Annotated in this window: 19 protein-coding genes and 1 pseudogene; 9 read left to right on the forward strand and 11 right to left on the reverse strand. The window is 72.0% G+C overall.

What is annotated here, in order from left to right; translation table 11 throughout:
* The first annotated feature begins 3 nt into the window (after nucleotides 1–3).
* Nucleotides 4–897, forward strand: a complete 894-nt coding sequence (gene efeU / locus ACFY0P_RS11965; RefSeq protein WP_388910277.1) for an iron uptake transporter permease EfeU — start codon at nucleotides 4–6, stop codon at nucleotides 895–897.
* A 13-nt stretch (nucleotides 898–910) separates the two neighbouring features.
* A complete protein-coding gene (locus ACFY0P_RS11970; RefSeq protein ID WP_388910280.1) occupies nucleotides 911–1,846 on the forward strand; it encodes a hypothetical protein in 936 nt (311 codons plus the stop codon).
* A 6-nt stretch (nucleotides 1,847–1,852) separates the two neighbouring features.
* Here ACFY0P_RS11970 and ACFY0P_RS11975 read toward each other — a convergent pair whose 3' ends face one another.
* The 4 genes from ACFY0P_RS11975 to ACFY0P_RS11990 all read right to left on the reverse strand — a co-directional run bounded on the left by ACFY0P_RS11975 (nucleotide 1,853) and on the right by ACFY0P_RS11990 (nucleotide 6,129).
* Nucleotides 1,853–2,596, reverse strand: a complete 744-nt coding sequence (locus tag ACFY0P_RS11975) for a bifunctional DNA primase/polymerase (RefSeq protein WP_388910283.1) — start codon at nucleotides 2,594–2,596, stop codon at nucleotides 1,853–1,855.
* A 79-nt stretch (nucleotides 2,597–2,675) separates the two neighbouring features.
* Nucleotides 2,676–3,668: a small ribosomal subunit Rsm22 family protein gene (locus ACFY0P_RS11980; RefSeq protein WP_388910286.1), complete on the reverse strand. Its 993-nt coding sequence runs from the start codon at nucleotides 3,666–3,668 to the stop codon at nucleotides 2,676–2,678.
* Nucleotides 3,665–4,858, reverse strand: a complete 1,194-nt coding sequence (locus ACFY0P_RS11985) for a serine hydrolase domain-containing protein (RefSeq protein WP_388910289.1) — start codon at nucleotides 4,856–4,858, stop codon at nucleotides 3,665–3,667. The genes ACFY0P_RS11980 and ACFY0P_RS11985 overlap by 4 nt, the downstream gene beginning before the upstream one ends.
* Nucleotides 4,798–6,129, reverse strand: a complete 1,332-nt coding sequence (locus ACFY0P_RS11990) for a multidrug effflux MFS transporter (RefSeq protein WP_388910292.1) — start codon at nucleotides 6,127–6,129, stop codon at nucleotides 4,798–4,800. The genes ACFY0P_RS11985 and ACFY0P_RS11990 overlap by 61 nt, the downstream gene beginning before the upstream one ends.
* A 124-nt stretch (nucleotides 6,130–6,253) precedes the next feature.
* On the opposite strand from ACFY0P_RS11990, the gene ACFY0P_RS11995 reads away from it, so the two are divergent.
* The gene (locus ACFY0P_RS11995) at nucleotides 6,254–7,252 is read left to right on the forward strand and encodes a Gfo/Idh/MocA family protein (protein WP_388910295.1); all 999 of its coding nucleotides are present in this window, start codon (nucleotides 6,254–6,256) and stop codon (nucleotides 7,250–7,252) included.
* Nucleotides 7,253–7,424: 172 nt separating this feature from the next.
* Nucleotides 7,425–8,183 (forward strand): SDR family oxidoreductase, encoded by a 759-nt coding sequence (locus ACFY0P_RS12000; protein WP_388910298.1) that lies wholly within the window; start codon nucleotides 7,425–7,427, stop codon nucleotides 8,181–8,183.
* Between the two features lie 247 nt (nucleotides 8,184–8,430).
* On the opposite strand, the gene ACFY0P_RS12005 is transcribed toward ACFY0P_RS12000, so the two are convergent.
* Complete coding sequence (locus tag ACFY0P_RS12005) at nucleotides 8,431–9,630, reverse strand: D-alanyl-D-alanine carboxypeptidase family protein (RefSeq protein WP_388910301.1); 1,200 nt, start codon at nucleotides 9,628–9,630, stop codon at nucleotides 8,431–8,433.
* A 200-nt stretch (nucleotides 9,631–9,830) separates the two neighbouring features.
* Here ACFY0P_RS12005 and ACFY0P_RS12010 point away from each other — a divergent pair, with 200 nt between their 5' ends.
* Both ACFY0P_RS12010 and ACFY0P_RS12015 read left to right on the forward strand, forming a co-directional pair.
* Nucleotides 9,831–11,294 carry an ABC transporter permease gene (locus tag ACFY0P_RS12010; protein ID WP_388910304.1) on the forward strand — a complete coding sequence of 488 codons (1,464 nt, stop codon included), beginning with the start codon at nucleotides 9,831–9,833 and terminating at the stop codon, nucleotides 11,292–11,294.
* Between the two features lie 90 nt (nucleotides 11,295–11,384).
* Nucleotides 11,385–12,071: pseudogene (locus ACFY0P_RS12015) on the forward strand (ABC transporter ATP-binding protein); the annotation flags it as partial.
* Nucleotides 12,072–12,224: 153 nt separating this feature from the next.
* On the opposite strand, the gene ACFY0P_RS12020 reads toward ACFY0P_RS12015, so the two are convergent.
* Nucleotides 12,225–13,211 (reverse strand): aldo/keto reductase, encoded by a 987-nt coding sequence (locus ACFY0P_RS12020; protein WP_388910307.1) that lies wholly within the window; start codon nucleotides 13,209–13,211, stop codon nucleotides 12,225–12,227.
* Nucleotides 13,212–13,269: 58 nt separating this feature from the next.
* Nucleotides 13,270–13,596 (reverse strand): nuclear transport factor 2 family protein, encoded by a 327-nt coding sequence (locus ACFY0P_RS12025; RefSeq protein WP_388910310.1) that lies wholly within the window; start codon nucleotides 13,594–13,596, stop codon nucleotides 13,270–13,272.
* Between the two features lie 134 nt (nucleotides 13,597–13,730).
* Between ACFY0P_RS12025 and ACFY0P_RS12030 the strand changes: the two genes are divergently transcribed.
* Together ACFY0P_RS12030 and ACFY0P_RS12035 are read left to right on the forward strand one after the other, a co-directional pair.
* Nucleotides 13,731–14,276 carry a DoxX family membrane protein gene (locus tag ACFY0P_RS12030; RefSeq protein ID WP_388911433.1) on the forward strand — a complete coding sequence of 182 codons (546 nt, stop codon included), beginning with the start codon at nucleotides 13,731–13,733 and terminating at the stop codon, nucleotides 14,274–14,276.
* Nucleotides 14,277–14,404: 128 nt separating this feature from the next.
* Entirely contained in the window at nucleotides 14,405–14,758 is a 354-nt protein-coding gene (locus ACFY0P_RS12035) for a MazG-like family protein (RefSeq protein WP_388910313.1), read from the forward strand.
* Between the two features lie 296 nt (nucleotides 14,759–15,054).
* Here the strand turns inward: ACFY0P_RS12035 and ACFY0P_RS12040 are convergent, their stop codons facing one another.
* Nucleotides 15,055–15,627: a hypothetical protein gene (locus ACFY0P_RS12040; RefSeq protein ID WP_388910316.1), complete on the reverse strand. Its 573-nt coding sequence runs from the start codon at nucleotides 15,625–15,627 to the stop codon at nucleotides 15,055–15,057.
* 305 nt (nucleotides 15,628–15,932) lie between these two features.
* On the opposite strand from ACFY0P_RS12040, the gene ACFY0P_RS12045 reads away from it, so the two are divergent.
* On the forward strand, nucleotides 15,933–16,325 hold the full coding sequence (locus ACFY0P_RS12045; protein WP_388910318.1) for a hypothetical protein: 393 nt from the start codon (nucleotides 15,933–15,935) through the stop codon (nucleotides 16,323–16,325).
* On the opposite strand, the gene ACFY0P_RS12050 is transcribed toward ACFY0P_RS12045, so the two are convergent.
* From ACFY0P_RS12050 to ACFY0P_RS12060, 3 genes are all read right to left on the reverse strand, one after another.
* Nucleotides 16,250–18,592 (reverse strand): FdhF/YdeP family oxidoreductase, encoded by a 2,343-nt coding sequence (locus tag ACFY0P_RS12050; protein WP_388910320.1) that lies wholly within the window; start codon nucleotides 18,590–18,592, stop codon nucleotides 16,250–16,252. The two genes, ACFY0P_RS12045 and ACFY0P_RS12050, sit on opposite strands and share 76 nt — an antisense overlap.
* A gap of 232 nt (nucleotides 18,593–18,824) precedes the next feature.
* Nucleotides 18,825–19,643, reverse strand: coding sequence for an SAM-dependent methyltransferase (locus ACFY0P_RS12055; RefSeq protein WP_388910322.1), 819 nt, complete (start codon nucleotides 19,641–19,643; stop codon nucleotides 18,825–18,827).
* Nucleotides 19,644–20,293: 650 nt separating this feature from the next.
* Nucleotides 20,294–20,833, reverse strand: a complete 540-nt coding sequence (locus ACFY0P_RS12060) for a hypothetical protein (RefSeq protein ID WP_388910324.1) — start codon at nucleotides 20,831–20,833, stop codon at nucleotides 20,294–20,296.
* Between the last annotated feature and the right edge of the window lie 194 nt (nucleotides 20,834–21,027).

Raw genomic sequence — 21,027 nt, forward strand, 5'->3', positions numbered from 1 at the left:
TCCGTGTTCTCCAACTACCTGATCGGTCTGCGGGAAGGCCTCGAGGCCTCGCTCGTCGTCTGCATCCTCATCGCCTACCTGGTCAAGACCGGGCGCACGGACGCCCTGAAGCCGATCTGGATCGGCATCGCGGTGGCGGTGCTGATCGCCATGGGCTTCGGGTGCGCGCTCGAATTCGGTTCCCAGGAGCTGACGTTCCAGGCGCAGGAGGCGCTCGGCGGGTCCCTGTCCATCGTCGCGGTGGGTCTGGTGACCTGGATGGTGTTCTGGATGCGGCGCACCGCCCGGCACCTCAAGGCGGAACTGCACGGCAAGCTGGACGCGGCCCTCGCGATGGGTACGGGTGCGCTGGTCGCCACCGCCTTCCTCGCCGTCGGCCGGGAGGGCCTGGAGACCGCGCTGTTCGTGTGGGCGTCCGTGCACGCGGCGAGCGACGGCACCCCGCGCCCGCTGGTCGGCGTGGCGCTCGGCCTCGCCACCGCCGTCTTCCTCGGCTGGCTGTTCTACCGGGGCGCGCTGCGGATCAACCTCGCCAGGTTCTTCACCTGGACCGGCGGCATGCTGGTCGTGGTCGCGGCGGGCGTGCTGGCGTACGGCTTCCACGACCTCCAGGAGGCCGACTGGGTCCCGGGCCTGACCAGCAAGGCCTTCGACATCAGCGACACCGTCCCGCCGGACAGCTGGTACGGGACGCTGCTGAAGGGCGTGTTCAACTTCCAGCCGGACCCGACCGTGCTCCAGATCACGGTGTGGCTGCTGTACCTGGTCCCGGCACTCGCACTCTTCTTCGCCCCGGTAGGGTTCGGCTCCGGGAAGGGGAAGGTGAAGGCACCTGATGACGCACCTGACGACCAGGGATCGCGGCCCTCGACGGCTCCGCAGGCTCCGCAGGCGTGATCGCAACGCGCTCATGGCGGTCTCGCTGACCGCCCTGTCGCTGACGGCCAGCGGTTGCGTGGTGGTGCACGGGGAGCGCGAGGTGCTCCCCACCACCACCCGCGCCGAGGCCGCCAAGGCGCTCCGGCAGTTCACGGACGCCTACAACAAGGCCGACGAGGCCTACGACGGCTCCCTGGACGCGGACTACACGACCGGCGCCCTCGCCGACATCGACTCCGCGCGCCTGAAGGCCGGGCACGTCAACAGCCCGGGCGGCAACTCCGCCCACTCGGCGCTGAAGTTCGACGACGTCACCTACACCATCCCGAAGAAGGCCGGCTGGCCGCGCTGGTTCGTCGCCGACGCGCACGGCAACAAGGGCGGCGACGACCGCTGGCTGCTGGTCTTCACCCGCAACAGCCTCTCCCAGCCGTTCCAGGTGGCGTACCTGACGCTGGTCGCGCCGGACGACGTACCGAAGTTCACCACCGACAAGGACGGCTGGGCCGAGGCCGTACCGGCGAACAGCGCCCGACTCGCCGTCTCCCCGGGCGACCTGAGCCAGGACTACGCCACCTACCTGAAGAGCGGCGGCACCGTCTTCGCGGACGGCGTGCACACCAGCGGCTGGCGCACGGACCGCAAGAAGTCCACCAAGCCGGGTCTGGCCACCCAGTACATCGACGAGCCGCTCACCGACGGCGACTACGCGCCGCTCGCCCTGCGCACCACCGACGGCGGGGCGGCGGTGTTCTTCACCACCCGCTACTACGCCAAGGAGACGGCCGCCGCGGGCACCTCCGTGCCGACCCCGAACCTGAGCGTCAAGGCCCTCACCAAGGGCGAGATCAAGCAGTCGCTGACGATGCAGTTCGTCTCCAACCAGGTCGCCCTGGACCCGGCGGGCACCGGGAAGGTCTCGATCCTGGGACGCGTCCAGGGCCTGACCTCCGCGGAAGGGTCCTGACGTTTTCTACCGCCGCAGCGGCCAGGCGGCGCCGGCCTGGCCGGGCTGCTCGCCGGCATGGCGGGCGCCCGCGTCGGTGAGGATCTCCAGCAGGCTCAGCGGGTCGGGGAGCGCGTGCTCGGGGCCGCGGACCCAGTGCACCCGCCGGTCGTCGTCGCCGGGCAGCCGGGCGGGCGGGACGAGGACGTAGGAGCCCCGGCAGTGCCAGCGCAGGCCCGGGTGCTCGTCCATGGTCTCGGGGTGGCAGTCCAGCTCGCAGGGCCACCACTCGTCCTCGTCCTCGGGGGTGCCGCGGGTGAGGGTGAAGAAGAGCATGCGGCCGTCGTCGCTCTCGGCGACCGGGCCGACCTCGACGCCGTTCGCGAGCAGCCTCTCCAGCGCCTGCCGGCCGGCCTCCAGGGGCACGTCCAGGACGTCGTGGGTCATGCCGGTCGCGGTGATGAAGTTGGCCTGCGGCTGGTGCCTGGCCCAGCGCTCGATCTGGGCGCGGTCGGTGGTGGACTGCGTCTGCCACGCGAACGACACCGGGTGCCGGGCGGGGGTGGGACAGCCGACGCGGTCGCAGGAGCAGCCGTAGCCGGGGGCGGGATGCGCGGCGGGGGCCAGCGGGAGGCCCGCTTCGGCGGCGGCGAGCAGCAGGGCGGTACGGCCCGGGTCGCCGGCGGTGGCCGCCTGCTTCGGGCGGCGTCCGCGGAGCCACTGGGAGAGTCTGCCCTGCCGACCGCTCGGGCCGCCGAACGTCGCGCTCATCTATCGCCTCGCCTCGCTGTGGTCCGGCCAGGATGCCTTATGGACCCGTCTGGGTGCGAAGCGGGGGGTACGGGCGGTGTCACCGCGGCGGCCACGCGTCGCCCCAGTCCGCGTCCCGGGCCGCCTTGTACAGGTCGCCGTGGCGTTTGGTGACCGTCGTCCGGCGCAGCTGCTCGTCGGTCTCGCACAGGTCGAGCAGGACCTGGCCCTTGCGGAGCTGGGGACGGCGGACCACCCGGGCCGGTGCCGGGGCGGGCGGGAAGCGGGTGGCGGCCACGTAGCTGAACTTCTCGTCCTCGTAGGGCAGTGACCCGCCCTTGACCTGGCGGTGCAGGGAGGAGCGGCTGACCCGGGCGGAGAAGTGGCACCAGTCCGTGCCGGGGACGATCGGGCAGGCGGCGCTGTGCGGGCAGGGGGCGGCGACGTGGAAGCCGGCGGCGATCAGGCGGTCACGGGCCTCGATGACCCGGGCGTAGCCGGCGGGGGTGCCGGCCTCGACGACGACGACCGCCTGCGCGGCGGCCGCGGCGGCGTCGACGAGGGTCGCGCGGTCGGCCTCGTCGAGTTCGTTGAGGACGTAGGACACCGTGACGAGATCAGTGCTCTCGATGGTGAGCGCCGATCCGATCCGGGAGCGCTGCCACTTCGCGTCCCGCAGCGCCGGGTTCGCCGCGGCGATCTCCCGGCCGAGGGCCAGCGCCGGCTCGGCCCAGTCGAGGACCGTGACCGGCCGCGTGCCCTCCCAGGTGTCGGTCACCGCCCAGGTCGCCGCGCCCGTCCCGCCGCCGACGTCCACATGGCTGCCCGGCGTCCACCCCTCCGGCAGCGCGCCGGCGAACGCCGCCAGCGCGGACCGCACCGCCTCGAAGGTCGCCGGCATCCGGTACGCCGCGTAGGCCACCACGTCCGCCCGGTCCCGCAGGATCGGTGCGTCGGTCGGGGTGGCCCCGCGGTAGCTGGCGATCAGCCGTTCGACGGCTGTGGCGGCCTGCTTCGGGGGCAGGCCGTCGAGCAGGTCGGAGAGCGTGGCGCGGAGCCGGTCGGCCGGTGGGGGTGGGGTGGGGTGACTCACCCGGCGATTGTATGGACAGCCCTGGCGAGCCGTGTCGCCGCGGCGGCCCGGGGTGCGCTGTCGCCGGGGCGGCGGCGGGGATGCACGGTGTTGGCCAGCAGGACGAGGAACGTGTCCGTCGCCCGGTCCAGCACCAGGCTCGTCCCCGTGAACCCGGTGTGGCCCGCGGCGCCCTGTCCGGCCAGCTCGCCCATGAACCAGGGCTGGTCCAGCAGGAAGCCCAGGCCGGGCGGGGCCAGCAGCAGGTCCACGAAGTCGGGGCCGAGGATCCGCGCCGGACCGTAGGCGCCGCCCGCGAGCAGGGCCCGGCAGAAGATCGCCAGGTCCCGGCCGGTGGAGAAGAGGCCGGCGTGCCCGGCCACGCCGCCCAGCGCCCAGGCGTTCTCGTCGTGCACGACGCCCCGCAGCATCCCCCGGTCCACCTTGGCCCACGGCCGGCGCTGGTCCTCGGTGGCCGCCGCCCCCGGGCAGGGGCCGAAGTCGGTGGCGGTCATGCCGAGCGGGCGGGTGATGCCGTCGCGGACCAGGACGTCGAGGGGGCGGCCGGTGATCCGCTCCAGGACGTGCTGGAGGAGGAGCAGGTTGAGGTCCGAGTAGCGGTAGGCGCCGGGTGCGCTGCTCGGGGCCTCCGCGCGGAGCAGGTCCAGGCGGGCCGCGTCGTCGGGACAGTCGTACAGCGGGAGCTCGGGGCGCAGGCCGGAGGTGTGGGTGAGGAGCTGGCGGACGGTGATGCCGTGCGCGGCGGCCCCGTGGAAGTCGGGGAGGTAGGCGCCGACGCGGGCGTCGATGCCGAGGGTGCCGCGCTCCAGCTGCTGCGCGGCGGCGACCGCGGTGAACAGCTTGGTGAGGGACGCCAGGTCGAAGGGGGTGTCGACCGCGGTCGGGACGCGGGCGGCGAGCGGGAGTTCGACACCGGCGTCGGTCGCGGGGTCGTACGCGGACCAGCGCACGGCCCAGCCGGACGCCTCCTGTACGGCGACCACGGGTCCGCGTCCGGCGACCACGACGGCCCCGGCCGCCCAGGGCCGTTCACCGGTGGTGAGGTCGTGCACTTCGCGGACGAGGTGCCTGAGTTCCGCGGGGTCGAGACCGGCCCGTTCCGGTGTCTCGACGCGCAGTCTCGGTACGCTCAGCTCCCTGCTCCCTCCGTCCTCGCACGGGTGTTCCCACGTGCTGCCCAGGGACGGCACATTCCCACGAAGCAGGCCAGTGCCACCAGTGCCCCCGCCAGTTGGACGATCGCCATGGGCACGGCGGTTCTGTCCCCGGCGATCCCGACCAGCGGCGAGGCGACCGCGCCGACGAGGAACGAGGAGGTCCCGAGCAGCGCCGACGCGGATCCGGCGGCGTGCCGGGTGCGCAGCAGGGCCAGCGACTGGGCGTTGGGGAGGGTGAAGCCCATCGCGGACATCAGGACGAAGAGGGCGGCGGCGACCGGGGCGAGGCCGACCGGGCCGAGGGCCCCGGCCGACATGAGGAGCAGGGCGGTCGCGGCGAGCACGGTCACGGCCAGGCCCGCGCCCAGCACCTTGTCCAGGCTGACCCGGCCGACCAGCACCTTGCCGTTGACCTGCCCGGCGATCACCAGCCCGACCGAGTTGAGGCCGAAGAGGAGGGAGAAGGTCTGCGGGGACGCGCCGTAGATCTCCTGGATCACGAACGGGGACGCGGATATGTAGGCGAAGAGGGCCGCGAAGGCGAAGCCGCCCGCGAGCATGTAGCCGGTGAAGGGCAGGTCGGCGAGGAGGGTGCGCATGGCGCGGACGGCGGCCACCGCTCCCCCGGCGTGCCGGGCGGCCGGCGGCAGGGTCTCCGGGAGCCGCACCCACACCAGCGCGGCGAGCAGCGCCCCGACGACCGTGAGGACCACGAAGACGCCCCGCCAGTCCGTCACCCGCAGGATCTGCCCGCCGATCAGCGGGGCGACGACCGGGGCGACCCCGGAGACCAGCATCAGGGTGGAGAAGAAGCGGGCCATGGCGACCCCGTCGTAGAGATCGCGTACGACGGCCCGCGCGATGACGATGCCGGCCGCGCCCGCGAGGCCCTGGGCGAGACGGAAGGCGACCAGGGTCTCGACGTCCGGCGCGACGGCGCACAGGGCGGTGGCGACGATGTAGACGGCGAGGCCGGTGAGCAGCGGGCGGCGGCGCCCCCAGCGGTCGCTCATCGGGCCGACGACCAGCTGGCCGAGGGCCATGCCGGCGAGGCAGGCGGTGAGGGTGAGCTGGACGGTCGCGGCGGGGGCGCCGAGGGAGCGGGTGACCTCCGGCAGGGACGGGAGGTACATGTCCATCGCCAGCGGGGGCGTCGCGGTGAGGCCGCCGAGGACCAGGACGAGGAGGAAACCGGTGCGGCGGGCGGCGGGGGTGGCGGGGCCGGAGCGGCCGGCGGGGCCGTGCGGCGCGGGTACGGCGGCATCCTGGGCGTCCGGTGTCGGCGCCGCCGGCTGCTCGGGCATGTGTCCCCCGTCTTCGTAGGTCTCGCGGTCCGGTCGGCTGTTGATGGACACCGATGGCCCCCACATATGCTCTCAGCTCGTACAGACTGCTGGGAAACACATGAGCGAGGGTGGGGCGGCCGGGATGGGTGAGCAGAGCGTGCGGTGGGGGATCCTGGCGACGGGCGGGATCGCGGCCGCGTTCGCGGCGGACCTGGTCGATCTGCCCGACGCGGAGATCGTGGCGGTGGCCTCGCGGTCCCCGGAGGCGGCGGAGGGGTTCGCGGAGCGGTTCGGGATCGGGCGGGCGTACGGGGACTGGGAGTCGCTGGCCCGGGACGAGGACGTCGACATCGTGTACGTCGCCACTCCGCACTCGGCGCACCGGGCGGCCGCCGGGCTGTGCCTGGCGGCGGGGCGGAACGTGCTGTGCGAGAAGCCTTTCACGCTCACCGCCCGCGAGGCCGGGGAACTGGTCGCGCTGGCCAGGGAGCACGACCGCTTCCTGATGGAGGCGATGTGGATGTACTGCCATCCGCTGATCCGGCGGCTGACGGCGCTGGTCGCGGACGGGGCGATCGGGGAGGTGCGGACCGTGCAGGCGGACTTCGGCCTGGAGGGGCCGTTCCCGCCTGCGCACCGGCTGCGGAACCCGCTGCTCGGCGGGGGCGCGCTGCTCGACCTGGGGGTGTACCCGGTGTCGTTCGCGCACCTGCTGCTGGGTGAGCCGGACGGGATGTCGGCGCGAGCGGTGCTCTCGGACGAGGGCGTCGATCTCCAGACGGGTGCACTGCTCTCCTGGGAGAGCGGCGCTCTCGCCTCGGTGCACTGCTCCATCGTCGGCGGCACCGGCACCACGGCTTCGGTCACCGGCTCGCAGGGCCGGATCGACATCCCGGACGGCTTCTTCAACCCCGACCGCTTCGTGCTGCACCGCGACGGCCGCGCCCCGCAGGAGTTCGCCCTGACCCCGCAGGACGGACCGCGCAACACCTTCCGCCACGAGGCCGGGGAGGCCATGCGCGCGCTCCGCGCCGGCGACCGGGAGTCCCCGCTCGTCCCCCACGACGGCACCCTCGCGGTAATGCGCACCCTGGACGGCCTGCGAGAGCTGATCGGGGTCCGCTACCCGGACGAACTCTAAAGGCACCCCGAAGTAGATACGCCCCGAAGCCAAGCGCCCCTGTAGGGGCGCTGGGGGTACCCCCGGCCGGAGGCTGGGGGAGGAACTGCGCGACCAGCCACGACGGCGCCGCAGACAACCGACGCCCCAGCCAACCCGGCCCACCCCAGCGGAGCGCCTACGCTGCGACCCCATGGATGACAGGCAATCGAAGATCGCGGTGGTCACCGGAGCCGGTTCCGGCATCGGCCGCGCCGTGGCCACGGAACTGCTGCGGGCCGGCTGGTCGGTGGCGCTGGCCGGCCGGCGCCTCGCGCGGCTGGAGGAGACGGCGGCGCTGGTGCCCGAGGGCGCCTCCGTCGCCGTACGGGCCGACGTCTCACAGCCCGACGACGTGACGGCGCTGTTCGCGGCGGCCGTGGACCGGTTCGGGCGGGTGGACCTGCTGTTCAACAACGCGGGGACGTTCGGCCCCGGCGGGGTGGCCGTGGAGGACCTGCCCTACGAGGCGTGGCGGCACGTGGTGGACACCAACCTCAACGGGTCGTTCCTGTGCGCGCAGGCGGCGTTCCGGCAGATGAAGGAGCAGGAGCCGCAGGGCGGCCGGATCATCAACAACGGGTCGATCTCGGCGCACGCGCCGCGCCCGCACTCCGTCGCCTACACCGCGACCAAGCACGCGCTGACGGGACTGACCAAGTCCCTGTCCCTCGACGGACGGCCGTACGGCATCGCGGTCGGGCAGATCGACATCGGCAACGCGGCGACGGACATGACGGCCCGGATGCAGACCGGCGCCCTGCAGGCGAACGGGGAGGTCGCCCCGGAACCCGTGATGGACGTGGCCGACGTGGCGCGGACGGTGCGGCACATGGCCGAGCTGCCGCCGGCGGCGAACGTGCAGTTCGCGACGGTGCTGGCGACGGCGATGCCGTACGTGGGCCGGGGCTGAACCGCCGTTCAGTCGGACAATCCACAACCTGCACAAGCGGAATCCCGACGTCCGCAGTATTGCGCCCGGTGACGGGCCTATGCTCGACTCTCCTCCACCAGAACTTCACAGTTGAGGCTCTGGCATTCCGCAGACCGTCGGCCACACCGAGGGGGGAGGCGGCAGCCGTTCCACCGAACCGGGGTGGGGGTGGACCCGCGAGGGACCGCGGGTACGCACCGGTGGGTGGAGCGGCTGCCGCGTGACGTCAGCCCGCCGTCGTGTCGGCCGGCGTGTCACCCGAGTCGGGGCCGGCCGCGGCACCGGCCGCCCGCCGGCGCCGGCGCAGCGCCCACGCCCCCGCGCCCAGCAGCCCGAGCGTCACCGCGCCGCCCTCCGCGACCCGCCAGGGCGACGGCCCCGACGCCCCCGAACCGGCCGCCCCCGTCCCGGCCGCCCCCGCGGCCCCCTTGCCCTTCGACGGCGACGGACTCGCGCTCGCCCCGCCCTCGCTCAGCGGATCGACCAGCGCGCCCACCGGCTGCGCCGAGCTCCCCTTCCCGAAGCCCCAGTCGAGCAGCGCGGCGGTCTGCTCGTACACGGCGTTGGTGGCGGGGTCCGGGTGCATCACGGTGACCAGCAGGGTGCGGCCGCCCCGGGTGGCACCGCCGGTGAAGGTGTTGCCGGCGTGACTGGTGTAGCCGTTCTTGACGCCGAACAGGCCCTTGTAGACGTCGAGGCCCCAGGCGCCGGTGAGCAGGCGGTCGGTGTTCTGGATCTGGAAGGTCTTCTTGCCGCCCGCCGGGAAGTTCGCGGTCCGCGTGCCGCAGTAGCCGCGGAAGTCGTCGTCCTTCAGCCCGTGCCGGGCGAAGAGGGTCAGGTCGTACGCCGACGACAGCTGGCCCGGGTGGTCGAAGCCGTCGGGGCTGACCACGTGGGTGTCGAGGGCCTGCAGGTCGGCCGCCTTGGCCTGCATCTCGGCGACGGTCCTCGCGATCCCGCCGTTCATGTGGGAGAGGACGTGCACGGCGTCGTTGCCGGAGCGCAGGAAGACGCCCTGCCACAGCTGCTCGACGGTGTAGGTGAGGCCGGGCTTGATGCCGACCAGGCTGGAGCCGGCCGGGACGTCGGAGATGTCGGAGTCCTTGACCTTGTACCGCTCGGTCCGCCCGAACTTCTTCAGCACGGTGTCCGCGAACAGCATCTTCAGGGTGGAGGCGGGCGCCAGCCGCCGGTGCGCGTTGTACGAGGCGAGCACCTCACCGCTGTCGCAGTCGGCGAGCAGCCAGGCGCGGGCGGTGATCTTCTTCGGCAGGCCGGTGGCACCCTGCACCTGTATGCCGCCACGGGCCAGCCGCTCGCCGCCTATGACGGTGGCGGCGGAGGCAGGGGTCGCCGCCGCCACGGGAAGGGCCGCCGCCGTCAGTCCTAGGACGGCACGCCGGGTCAGCCGAGAGGAATCGCGCATCCCGGGACCGTACACCGCATCCAACAGGGGCTTACTGGGAGGACCCCTTCCCCGGCGTATGAATGTACTGTCTTATGAAAGTTTGCTAAGACATCCCGGTTTCTCAGCTCTGACACATCTTTTACCCAGGGCTGCTCAAAGGTTTCTCCCTAGCTTGAGCTCGCGTCCACAGCGGGCGCCAAGAACCTTCGAGGAACGGGATGTTTGGCATCTATCTCAAGCGCGAGCTGGGCCGCAGAAAGAAGGCGGCCCTGGTCATCGCTCTGGGTCTGGCGCTCGGTATCGCGCTGGTCATCACGGTCAACTCGGTGTCGGCCGGCATGACCCAGGCGCAGGACAAGGTCCTCAAGTCGCTGTACGGCCTCGGGACCGACATGACGGTCACCAAGGCCCGTACGGCACCGACCTCGGGCAGCTCCGGCGGCCCGAACTTCAAGTTCGACGCCAAGTCCAGCAGCAGCTCCACGCAGAGTTCCGACCGGGTGCAGACTCAGGGCGGTCAGGCCCTGAAGTCGTCCCTGGTCACCGAGGTCGCCGGCCAGAAGGGCGTGGAGAGCGCGGTCGGAGCGCTCTCCCTCAACGTCACCAAGGTCGACGGCTCCTTCACCCAGGGCAAGGCGAAGTCCTCCACCAGCAGCAGCGGCAGCAGCAGCGGCCAGGGCCAGCCGGGCGGCAGCGGCAGCAGCAGCTCGGGCGGTGCGCCGCAGGTCCAGGGCGGCGGCGCCAACTTCAACGTCAACAGCTACTCCGTGGTCGGCGTCGACGTGGCCCACCAGGGTCTCGGCCCGCTGTCCACCATGAAGGTCACTTCGGGCAAGACGTTCACCTCGGCGCAGACCAGCGCCAAGGTCGCGGTGGTCAGCAAGTCCTACGCCAAGGAGAAGAAGTACAAGGTCGGCTCGACCTTCAAGATCTCCGGCACCAAGTTCACCGTCATCGGGATCGCGACCCCGGACAGCAGCGAGTCCGACACCGACGTGTTCGTCCCGCTGAAGGCCGCGCAGACCCTCGGCGACGCCAAGAACCAGGTCACCACGATCTACGTCAAGGCGACCGACTCCAAGCAGATCTCCACCGTGAAGAAGGAGATCACTGCCAACATCTCCGGTACGACGGTCACCACCTCCGCCGACCTGGCGTCCACCGTCTCCGGTTCCCTCTCCACCGCCTCCAGCCTGGCGACCAGCGTCGGCAAGTGGCTGTCCATCGCCGTCCTCGCGGCGGCCTTCCTGGTGGCGGCCCTGCTGACCTCCTCCGCCGTCTCCCGCCGCGTCCGTGAGTTCGGCACGCTGAAGGCGCTCGGCTGGCCGTCCCGCAACGTCACCCGCCAGGTCGTCGGCGAGTCCATCGTGAACGGCCTGATCGGTGGCGCCCTCGGCATCGCCCTCGGCGTCGGCGCGGCCTACGCGGTCACCGCGATCAGCCCGAAGCTCACCGCCCAGCTGGGCAGCACCGGCGGCGCGGGCGCCGGCCCGGGCGGCGGCGGTCCCGGCCAGCAGGCCTCCCAGAACACCCTGGAGATCGCACTGTCGGCACCGGTCTCCCTCACCACCATCGCCCTCGCGGTCGGTCTCGCGGTCACCGGCGGTCTGATCGCCGGCGCGATGGGCGGCTGGCGCGCCTCCCGGATGCGCCCGGCCGACGCCCTGCGCAGCGTCTCGTAACCCCCCGCCCCCCTGAGCCGGGGCGCCGCTTCCACTCCCCCCGGGACGCGGCGCCCCACCCCCTTACGGCAAGCACCCAGTGGAGAACCCATGTACAGACTCAGCGGAGTCACCAAGCGCTACACGCGGGGCAAGGAGACGGTCGAGGCGCTGCGCGGCATCGACCTGACCATCGAGGACGGCGACCAGCTCGTCATCCAGGGCCCGACCGGCGGCGGCAAGTCGACCCTGCTCCAGATGATCGGCGGCCTGGACCGCCCGACCGAGGGCAGCGTCCTGCTGGACGACGTCGACCTCGCCCGGGTCAGCGAGACCAAGCTGACCCGGCTGCGCGCCGAGAAGATCGGCATCATCTTCCAGGCGTTCAACCTGATCCCGACGCTCACCGCGCAGGAGAACGTCGAGACGGCCCTCGTCCCGCTCGGCATCAAGCCGGCCGAGCGCCGGGAGCGCGCGGCGGAGGCCCTGCGCTCGGTGGGCCTCGGCGAGCGCCTCGGGCACGCCCCCTCCGAACTCTCCGGCGGCCAGCAGCAGCGCGTCGCGATCGCCCGCGCGCTGGTGAAGAAGCCGAAGGTGCTCCTCGCCGACGAGCCGACCGGCAACCTCGACGAGGGCACCCGGGACGACATCATGGCCCTGCTCGAGGGCCTGTGGCACGAGTACGGGCTGACCTTCATCATGGTCACCCACGACTCCTCCATCGCCCGCCGCGCCCCACGCCTGGCCACCATCAAGGCCGGCCAGATCACCCTCACCGAGCAGGGCGGCGGGCAGCGGTACGCGCAGCAGGCGGCGGCCGGACACGACGGACAGCAGGCGGCGGCGTACGGCGCCCCGGAGCCCAGGGCTACGGCCAGCAGCCGTACGTCCAGCAGCAGTACGGCGGCGGCCAGGGTTACTGACCGCGGCCAGTGAGCGGCGCGGGGCCGCTCACCGCCCGAGGAGACGGTCGATCTCGGCCATCTGCCCGGCGGTGAGCGGCCCCTTCGCGATCGCCCCCGCGTTCTGCTCGGCCTGGGTGACGGAGCGGAAGCCGGGGATCGGGACCGTGCGCGGGCTGCGAGCCCAGATCCAGGCGAGGGCGCCCTGCGCGAGGGTCCGTCCGTCGCTGGTGAGGATCTCCCGCAGGGCCTCGATCCGCTCGACCCACTCCGGGTCGGCCCCGGTCCCGTCCCCGAACCCGGGCAGCCAGGCCGGCGGCCTGCTGCGGATGTCGCCGGCCTCGGCCCCGGCTCGCCGGCCCGCGAGCAACCCCATCGCGAGCGGACCGCGGTTGATGGCCGCGAGGTCGAACTTCTCTGCTGTGTCGAGGAGTTGCGGAGCGTCCTGGAGCACGTTCAGGGTGTGCTGGACGGCCGTGCAGTGCGGCCCCTGGGCGAAGACGGCCGCGCGGTCGGGGTCGTCGGTGCTCCAGCCGTAGGCCCGGATCAACCCCTCGCCCACCAACTCCTCGCAGACGTCCCGGAGTTCGGCGGCACGGGCCGGGTCGGCGTCGGACAGGTGGAGCTGGTAGAGGTCGACGTGGTCGGTGCCGAGGCGGCGCAGCGAGCCGGTCAGGGCCCGGCGGACGTGGGCCGGGGAGTCGTCGTGGCCGGTGAGGGTGCGGGTCTCCTCGTCGAAGACGTTGCCCCACTTGGTGGCGACGACCGCCTCGTCGCGTCGTTTGCCGAGAGCCCGGCCGAGGATCCGCTCGCTGTGGCCGGTGCCGTAGGTGTCGGCGGTGTCGAAGAAGGTGACGCCGAGGTCGAGCGCGCGGTGGATCGCCCGTACGGACTCCTCGTCGTCGACCTTGCCCCAGCCGAGCGGCTGCCCGGTGGTGTCCTGCCACTCACCGCCGATGGCCCAGCAGCCGAAGCCGAGCGCGCTGACGCGGATGCCGGAACGTCCCAGGGTCCTGGTGGTGCTGTCGGTTTCCATGCCCGAGACGGTAGGAGTTGGAGCGCACGCGAAAACAAGGGAATTCCCAGGCCGGTTTTCACGCCTGCCCGGTCTCGAAGCGGGAGATGCGGCCGTCGTCCTCGATCGTGAAGTCCCAGCGGGTGACCATCTCGCCCCAGCTGTCGTTGCGGTAGTGGGCGAGCAGGGAGCGGCCGCCGTTGGACTCGTTGTCGACGTCGATGTGGCCGTTGGAGGAGAAGATCTCCCGGTCGATCCAGTCGTCGAGGTTCCGGTCGGAGCCGTCGTCCGCCATGGTCGCGTCCGGGGTGAGGAGTTCCACGAGGCTCTCGCGGTCGCTGGCGTTCACGGCGGTGACGAAGGCCCGCACGGCCGGGTCGCTGAGCTTGGCTGTCTTGATCGTCATGCCAGTCAGCGTCACACCGGTCCCGGCGGCCCGCCACCCGCCCGCCACCCGAACGGCCGCGAGGACGGGCCGACGGGGTGCGACGGGTGGGACGGTGGAAACCCGCGATCCGAATGCCGCCGATGGGAGCTCCCGTGACCTGCTACGACCGACGTGACGTGGGCCTGCTGCTGCTCCGGCTGGGCACCGGCGGGGTGCTGGCCGCGCACGGCACGCAGAAGCTGTTCGGCTGGTTCGGCGGAGGCGGCATCGAGGGCACGGGCCAGTTCATGGAGTCGGCCGGATACGCGCCGGGGCGGCAGAGCGCGCTGGCGGCGGGGCTCGCGGAGGCGGGCGGCGGAACGCTGCTGGCGCTGGGGCTCGCGACCCCGGCGGCGGGGGCCGCGGCGGCCGGGGCGATGGCGGGCGCGACCGCCCTGCACCAGCCGAACGGCTTCTTCGCCGCGGAGGGCGGCTACGAGTACGCGGCGACCCTGGGCCTGGCCGCCGCGGGCCTGGCCGTCGCGGGCCCCGGCCGGCTCTCCCTGGACCACGCGTGCGGGCACGTCTTCGACCGGGGCTGGATGGTCCCGGCGGCGCTGGGCGTGACGGCGGCGGTGACGGCGGTGGTGATCGGCGCCCGGAACCGGCGGGTGCGGCGGACGAAGGAAGGCGAGCAGGAGGCCCTGTTCGAGGAGTGAGGAAGGGTGAGGACGAGTGAAGAGGCGTGAGGAGGAGCGAAGAGGCGCGAAGAGGAGTGAGGAGGAGTGAAGAGGAGTGAAGAGGAGTGAGGGGTAGCGGCGGGGTGCGGCGGGGCAGGCTACGGGCCATGACGGAACAGCGGACACCGCCCTGCGGTCCCACCGGCCTGTGGACCTCCATCGAGGACCTGTGGACCTGGCTGGACGCCGGCCGGAAGCACGACGGCGAGACCGGACTCGTGCTGCGCATGCTCAAGCTCACGGAGGAGGTCGGCGAGGTCGCCCAGGCGGTGATCGGAGCGACCGGCCAGAACCCCCGCAAGGGCGTCACCCACACCTGGGAGGACGTGCAGGGCGAGCTGTGCGACGTGGTGATCACGGCACTGGTGGCGCTGCGGACACTGACGCCGGACGCCGAGGGGGTGTTCGGGCGGCATCTGGCCGGGGTGACGGAACGGTCGCTGGGGCCGGCCGCGCCGTAGGACACACGGCGTCAAGGCCGTGCGGGCGCGGGCCCGTTCAGAAGATGCCGGTCCGGATCGCGTACGCCACGGCCTGGGTCCTGTTCCTGATCCCCAGTCTCTTCACGGCCTCGTGGATGATGCCCTTGATGGTGCGTAGGACGCGGCGGCCCGGCACCTCCGCGGGCGGCGGAGATCCCGTGCCGTGTGCGCCGCAGGGCGCCGAGGCCGGACTCCCGAGCGGACGAACATGTCCCGGCCCGCCCGTCCGAGACATATGTCCCGGGCCGACCGGGGGCGGGCCGGGACCGGATGCCCTAGGACTCGGCTCCGTCCTCCGGTGCCTCGGGCCCCTCAGGCGTCGACAGGGTGTAGAAGACCGCCCTGCCCTGCTTGGTGCGCCGGGCCCGGTTCCTGGCGACCAGGTTCTCCAGCGTCGTACGGATCACCGTCGTCTTGATGGTGCGGCCGGGCTGGGCGGCCCTGATCGCCTCGGCGACGTCGGTCGCGGACCGCGGCTCCCCCTGCTGGGCGAGATAGGCGTGGACGGCCTCGACAAGGCTCGGCTTCGTCTCCGCGGGGCTCGGCTTCGCGACGGCACGGCGGTTCGGCGCGGCCTCGGTCCGCTGGTGCGGCACGACGGCGTCCGTGTCGGCGTCCGCTGTTCCGGATGCGGAGACGGGTACGGAGGCCGTGGCGGCGGCCTGCGGGGTGAGCGCCTGCTGCAGCCGTTCCAGCACCACCCTGTTCTCCCGCACCGCGCGCAACTGCTCTTCCAGGGCGGCGATCTCGGTGGCGAGGCGGTCCTGTTCCTGGGTGTTGGCTTCGAGGTCCTGCGCGATCCGCGCGCTGTACGCGGACGCCAGCTCGGTGCCGGGTGACTCGGACATACGGTCGGACCTCTCGTCGATGTGCTGCGCGCGGGGATGCCGATGTGTTCCGCGCGGTGAACAGCGTACGCACACAAGGCGTCCCACATGCATGACTCGGGCCGCCGGGTGTCTCAACCGGTGGCGGTGGCCCGTTCGATGACATCGACGACCACCTCGGGCCGTGACACGTGGACGGCATGACGGCCGGGCGCCTCGAGAACCGTGGCGCCCGGGCGTTCGGCAGTCGCCGCCGGTGCGGGCCTGCGGGACGCGCTCACCGGTCCGGCGCCGGAGCGGAGCGCCTGAACCCTCAGGAGGCCGGCGTGGTGTCGGCCGCCTCCCGGCGGGTCCCCCTGCCCCCCGAGGACGCGGCGGAGCGGCTCCTGCGGTACGCGGACACCGCGGCCGAGGAGTACGACAACCTGGTGGCGCTGCGCGATACGGAGGCCTGGGACCGCGACGCGATGGCCGAGTGCGGCCGGCTCGTCCTGGAGTACGGCGTCCGCCGGCGCGCCCTGGACCAGGAGTGGGCCCGCTGGGCGGCTGCGCGAGGGGCGACGCACCGCGTCGGCCGGTCGGCCGGCGGCACCGGCCCCCGGCCGGGAACGGGACGGCGCGGGCGGCACATCCCTCAGGCCCTTCAAGTGAGGGCGGCGGCCGGTCCGATCGTCGCCCGGATGTGCTTCATCAGCGGCTGGTCGCTCTGCTCGCTGTAGTCGCACAGGGCGATCAGCGCGTTCATCTCGGGCATGTACCCGGCCGCACAGCCGCGGGGCAGGTCGTAGGGGATGGCCAGGTAGCCGTTCAGGGTGCGGGTGCTGCCGTCCTTGGCGGTGCTGGTGATGTCGACCGGATCGAACTCCCCGAGGCCGCGTTCGCGCATGTCGGCGGGGTTCATGAAGACGAGGGTGCGGAGGTTCTTGATCCCCCGGTAGCGGTCGTTGTCGGAGTAGATGGTGGTGTTCCACTGGTCGTGCGAGCGCATGGTGCCGAGCGCCAGGGTCCCGGGCGCGGGGACGACGTCGGGCAGCGGCGCCGAGGAGAACTCGGCGAGCCCGGAGGCCGTGCGGAAGACCAGTTCCCGCGCGGGCTGCCGGATCCGGAAGCCCAGCGGCAGCCGCACCCGCCGGTTGAAGTCCTCGAATCCGTCCAGGACTTGGGCCATGGTGTCGCGGATACGGTCGTAGTCCTCGACGTACCAGGCCCAGGGCGTGGTGCTGTCGGGAAGCGCCGCGCGGGCGATCCCGGCGATGACGGCGGGCTCGGACAACAACTGCCGAGAGGCGGGCTTCTTCATCCCGACCGACAGATGCACCATGCTCATCGAGTCCTCGACCGAGGTGCCCTGGACGCCGCACCGCTGATGGTCCTTCTCGGTACGGCCGAGGCAGGGCAGGATCAGCGCCTGCCGGCCGTGGACGAGATGGCTGCGGTTGAGCTTGGTGCTCACCTGGACGGTGAGTTCGCAGGTGCGCAGGGCCTCGTAGGTGGCCCGGGTGTCGGGCGCCGCGAGGGCGAAGTTGCCGCCCATGCCGACGAACACCTTGACGTCGCCGCGGAGCATCGCCTGGATGGTGCCGACGGTGTCGAGCCCGTGCTCCCGGGGCGGATCGATCTCGCACACCGCGGCGAGCCGGTCCAGGAACTGGCCGGTCGGCCGGTGATCGATCCCGCACGTGCGGTTGCCCTGCACGTTGCTGTGCCCCCGCACGGGCGAGGGGCCGGCGCCCTCCCGCCCGAGGTTGCCGCGCAGCAGCAGCACGTTGACGATCTCCCGTACGGTGTCGACCCCGTGCTCGTGCTGACTGACACCGAGGCACCAGCTGATGATGCTGCGGTCGGCGTCCCGGTAGACCCGGGCCGCGCGGAGGATGTCGGCACGGCTGACGCCGGACTGCCGCTCGATCTCCTCCCAGGACGTGGCCTCGCACACCTTCCGGTAGTCCTCGAACCCGCTCGTGTACCGGTCGATGAACTCCTGGTCGAGCGCCTTGGGATCGGCCGTGGCCTGGTCGAGGACGGCCTTGGAGATGCCGCGCAGCAGCGCCATGTCACCCCCGACGCGCACCTGGAGGTCGAGGGTTCCGGTGCGGGTGGAGTGGCAGGCCGCCATGTCCAGGAAGTCGTGCGGGATGATCGTCCGCCGCGAGGCCGCCTCGATCAGCGGGTTGACGTGCACGATCTGGGCACCGCGTCGGTAGGCGGCGGCGAGGGCGGTGAGCATCCGGGGTGCGTTGGACGCGGCGTTCACGCCGATGATGAAGAGGGCGTCGGTGGCATCCCAGTCCTGCAGGTCGACGGTCCCCTTCCCGGTCCCGAGCGAGGCGGTGAGGGCCCGCCCGCTGGCCTCGTGGCACATGTTGGAACAGTCCGGAAGGTTGTTCGTCCCGAGCTCGCGGGCCATGAGCTGATACAGGAAGGTGGCCTCGTTGCCGAGCCGCCCGGAGGTGTAGAAGGACGCCTGATTCGGATGGTCGAGCCCCCGCAGCACGCCCCCGACCAGGTCGAACGCGTCCCGCCAGCTGATCGGCACGTAATGGTCCGAGTCGCCGTCGTACACCATGGGCTCGGTCAGCCGCCCCTGATCCTCCAGGGCGAAGTCACTCCACTCGGACAGCTCCCCGACGGAGTGCGCGGCGAAGAACTCCCGCCCGACCCGCTTCCGGGTCATCTCCCAGGTGACGTGCTTGACCCCGTTCTCACAGAGATCGAGCCGCAGCCCCTTCGTGTCGTCGGGCCACGCACATCCGGGACAGTCGAACCCCTCCCCCTCATGGTTCATCTTCATGATCGCCCGCGGCCCGTCCAGGAGCGCCCGCTCCCGCACCAGGAACTTGCTCACGCTCTTGGCGGCGCCCCAGCCCGCGGCGGGATGGTGGTACGGATGGAAGAACGGCTCCCCGTCAGGCCTGGGCCCCACCCGCTCCCCGCCCCCCGGCTCTGCCGACCCCGACCGCTTCTGCTCGTCGTGGGAGGTACTCACGGCTCTCACCCTTCGCCGGCGCGGAACACACACCGCCGGGGTCAGCGGCGTCCTTTTCATGCTAGGCAGGGCGATCCGGGGAGGCGAGGCGATCTAGGAGAGGCGATCCAGGAGAGGCGCACGACAGGGCGGTTGTCGATGAGGGGCCCGGAGCCGATCAGGTTGGGCAGCTGCCCCGAGTTCCGTGGCCGACGGGATGGACCAGGAGGGGCTCCGCCCGCCCTTCCCGCCGTCACGGCTTCCGCGCAAGCCCACCGTGCTCGGCAACGACCTGCGGAACACCCGACCCGGACTCCGGCCGCCACTCGGTCACCGAGACGACACCGGGTTCGACAAGCTCCAGACCGTCGAAGAACGCGGTGATCTCATCGATGCTGCGCAGGTTGTACGGAACGGCGCCGCTGTTGTTGTAGGCGTCCTGGGCCTGTTCGAAGACGGGGTCGATGCCGCGCGACCCGTCGTTGACGGAGAGGTAACTGCCCGAGGGCAGGGCGTCCATCAGCCGCGTGACGATGGAACGGGCCTGCTCGTAGTCGGCGACGTGCCCCAGGATGTTGCTGAGGATGAGCGCGGTGGGACGACCGAGGTCCAGCGTCTTCGCGGCGACCTCGAGAATGCGCTCCGGATCCGTCACGTCGGCGTCGATGTACGCGGTCGCGCCCTCCTCGGTGGAGGTGAGCAGCGCACGGGCGTGGGCGAGCACCATCGGATCGTTGTCGACGTAGACGATCCGCGCGTCGGGGGCGAGCCCCTGGGCGACCTCGTGGGTGTTCTGCGCGGTAGGAAGCCCGGTACCGACGTCCAGGAACTGCCGGATACCCGCCTCGGAGACGAGATACGCGATGTTCCGGCGCAGAAAGGCGCGGCTGGAGCGGGCGATGGTGACGATCCCGGGAAACACCTCGGTGTACGCGTCACCGGCCGCCTCGTCGACGGGGTAGTTGTCCTTGCCGCCGAGCCAGTAGTTCCAGATACGGGCGGAGTGCGGCACCGACGTGTCGATCTTCTGCTGCCGCTCCGCCGGCTCGGGCGTCGGCACGGGGTCGGTCATGAGTCGTGTACGTCCTTCGGCCTGGGCGGGCGTCATTCGCGGCACATCCTACGATCGAACTCCCTTCTCTCGCTTACCAGTTCAGGTCTTCCTTCCAAGCGGTTGCGACAGCGGCGTCCGGTCCTCGGCAGCTTCTGGCCGCGGCTCTCGACACCGAAGCGAGCGAGCGGATGCCCTTCCGCCGGGTCCGACGCGCTTCAAGGAAGGCTTCCGACTCCTGCGCGCCGTCGGCGACCAGCAACCGCACACGACCTGGCGGACCACCCAGCGCAGGCAGGCGTCACTGGAACCCGTCGACCGTGGCGGAAGGAACAGAAGTGCGTGAATGGACCAGTGCGTGAACGGACCTGGCCCTTCAGCCTTCCGCCCGAGTCTGTCAGCGGGGTGAGGACCTGGGCCGAACTCCTTACGCCGGCCAAGCCGCCGTTGTGTTCGGCCCGGCCTCCCGCCGTCCCCAGCCGCCCGCTGCTGACCGCCAAGAACTGCCCCGAGCCGCCGGCCGGGGAATCCCGTCGTCGTACCCGTCGCCGCTTCTCTGCAGCCGTGTTGGCGTCAACCACGAACCGCGCGGAGCCGGCGGGATGCACTACCGGCTCTCCAGCGAATCCCTGTCGGCCTCGGTGGAAACACACCCCGGCCGCCGTACGGGGTCACCAGGTGTGGGCCACGTCCACCACGAGATGGTTGGCCGTCTGGAAGACCCGGAACGGCAGCCGGGCGCGGACGCCCAGGCCCGCCTGGGTGTAGCCCTCGGAGCCGCCCGTGACCTTGAACTCGCGGAAGGTCCGGTACCCGGTGACGTCGACGGACGGCAGCGACGGGTAGGGCTGGCCGGTCGCCGGGTCGTAGCGCGGGGAGAACAGCGAGATCTCCAGAATGGCTCCGCCCTTGATCGGAACCACGACGTCGCTCGGGTCCTGGTGCAGTACGTCGACGTAGCGGACGGAGTAGCCGATCGGGGCGGCCGACGTGCCCGCGGCATCGAAGACCAGCCGGTCGAAGCACTCGTGCTGTCCGGTCCGTACGTCGGTCAGCCGCCTGCCGGCAGCAGAGTCACCGGTCTTGTCCAGGCTTCCCCACGTCACGGCACAGTCCACGGCCGTCGTCGCGGCCACCGCCGGAACAGTGCCGGCCAGCAGGCCGCCGCCCGCCAGCAACATCGCGGCCAGTGCAGTACCCAGTCGTCGCATGACTACCCCCCGGTAGTTCGCGTAGGTGTGTGCCTGTTTAGACCGGCGGCGTTCCGGAAGGTTGTGCGTGGTCGAGCAGTCCATTGCGTCACAGGGACCCGTCCAGCATCAGTTGTCCCGGGCGTGGCGTGCTCCGCGACCGCTACCGGGACATCCGCCGGTTCCGGTGCTTCGGCCGGCGAGAATCGCCGCTC

Source organism: Streptomyces sp. NPDC001714, assembly GCF_042892755.1.
Lineage (GTDB): Bacteria > Actinomycetota > Actinomycetes > Streptomycetales > Streptomycetaceae > Streptomyces.

Excerpts from the sequence above, each read along its gene's own strand:
- ACFY0P_RS11995 (WP_388910295.1), top strand. The coding sequence starts at position 6,254 with ATGGGTGAGCAGAGCGTGCGGTGGGGGATCCTGGCGACGGGCGGGATC.
- ACFY0P_RS12005 (WP_388910301.1), bottom strand. The coding sequence starts at position 9,630 with ATGCGCGATTCCTCTCGGCTGACCCGGCGTGCCGTCCTAGGACTGACG.
- ACFY0P_RS12055 (WP_388910322.1), bottom strand. The coding sequence starts at position 19,643 with ATGACCGACCCCGTGCCGACGCCCGAGCCGGCGGAGCGGCAGCAGAAG.
- ACFY0P_RS12010 (WP_388910304.1), top strand. The coding sequence starts at position 9,831 with ATGTTTGGCATCTATCTCAAGCGCGAGCTGGGCCGCAGAAAGAAGGCG.
- ACFY0P_RS12000 (WP_388910298.1), top strand. The coding sequence starts at position 7,425 with ATGGATGACAGGCAATCGAAGATCGCGGTGGTCACCGGAGCCGGTTCC.
- ACFY0P_RS11990 (WP_388910292.1), bottom strand. The coding sequence starts at position 6,129 with ATGCCCGAGCAGCCGGCGGCGCCGACACCGGACGCCCAGGATGCCGCC.
- ACFY0P_RS12035 (WP_388910313.1), top strand. The coding sequence starts at position 14,405 with ATGACGGAACAGCGGACACCGCCCTGCGGTCCCACCGGCCTGTGGACC.
- ACFY0P_RS11975 (WP_388910283.1), bottom strand. The coding sequence starts at position 2,596 with ATGAGCGCGACGTTCGGCGGCCCGAGCGGTCGGCAGGGCAGACTCTCC.
- ACFY0P_RS12040 (WP_388910316.1), bottom strand. The coding sequence starts at position 15,627 with ATGTCCGAGTCACCCGGCACCGAGCTGGCGTCCGCGTACAGCGCGCGG.
- ACFY0P_RS12025 (WP_388910310.1), bottom strand. The coding sequence starts at position 13,596 with ATGACGATCAAGACAGCCAAGCTCAGCGACCCGGCCGTGCGGGCCTTC.
- ACFY0P_RS11970 (WP_388910280.1), top strand. The coding sequence starts at position 911 with ATGGCGGTCTCGCTGACCGCCCTGTCGCTGACGGCCAGCGGTTGCGTG.
- ACFY0P_RS12020 (WP_388910307.1), bottom strand. The coding sequence starts at position 13,211 with ATGGAAACCGACAGCACCACCAGGACCCTGGGACGTTCCGGCATCCGC.
- ACFY0P_RS12060 (WP_388910324.1), bottom strand. The coding sequence starts at position 20,833 with ATGCGACGACTGGGTACTGCACTGGCCGCGATGTTGCTGGCGGGCGGC.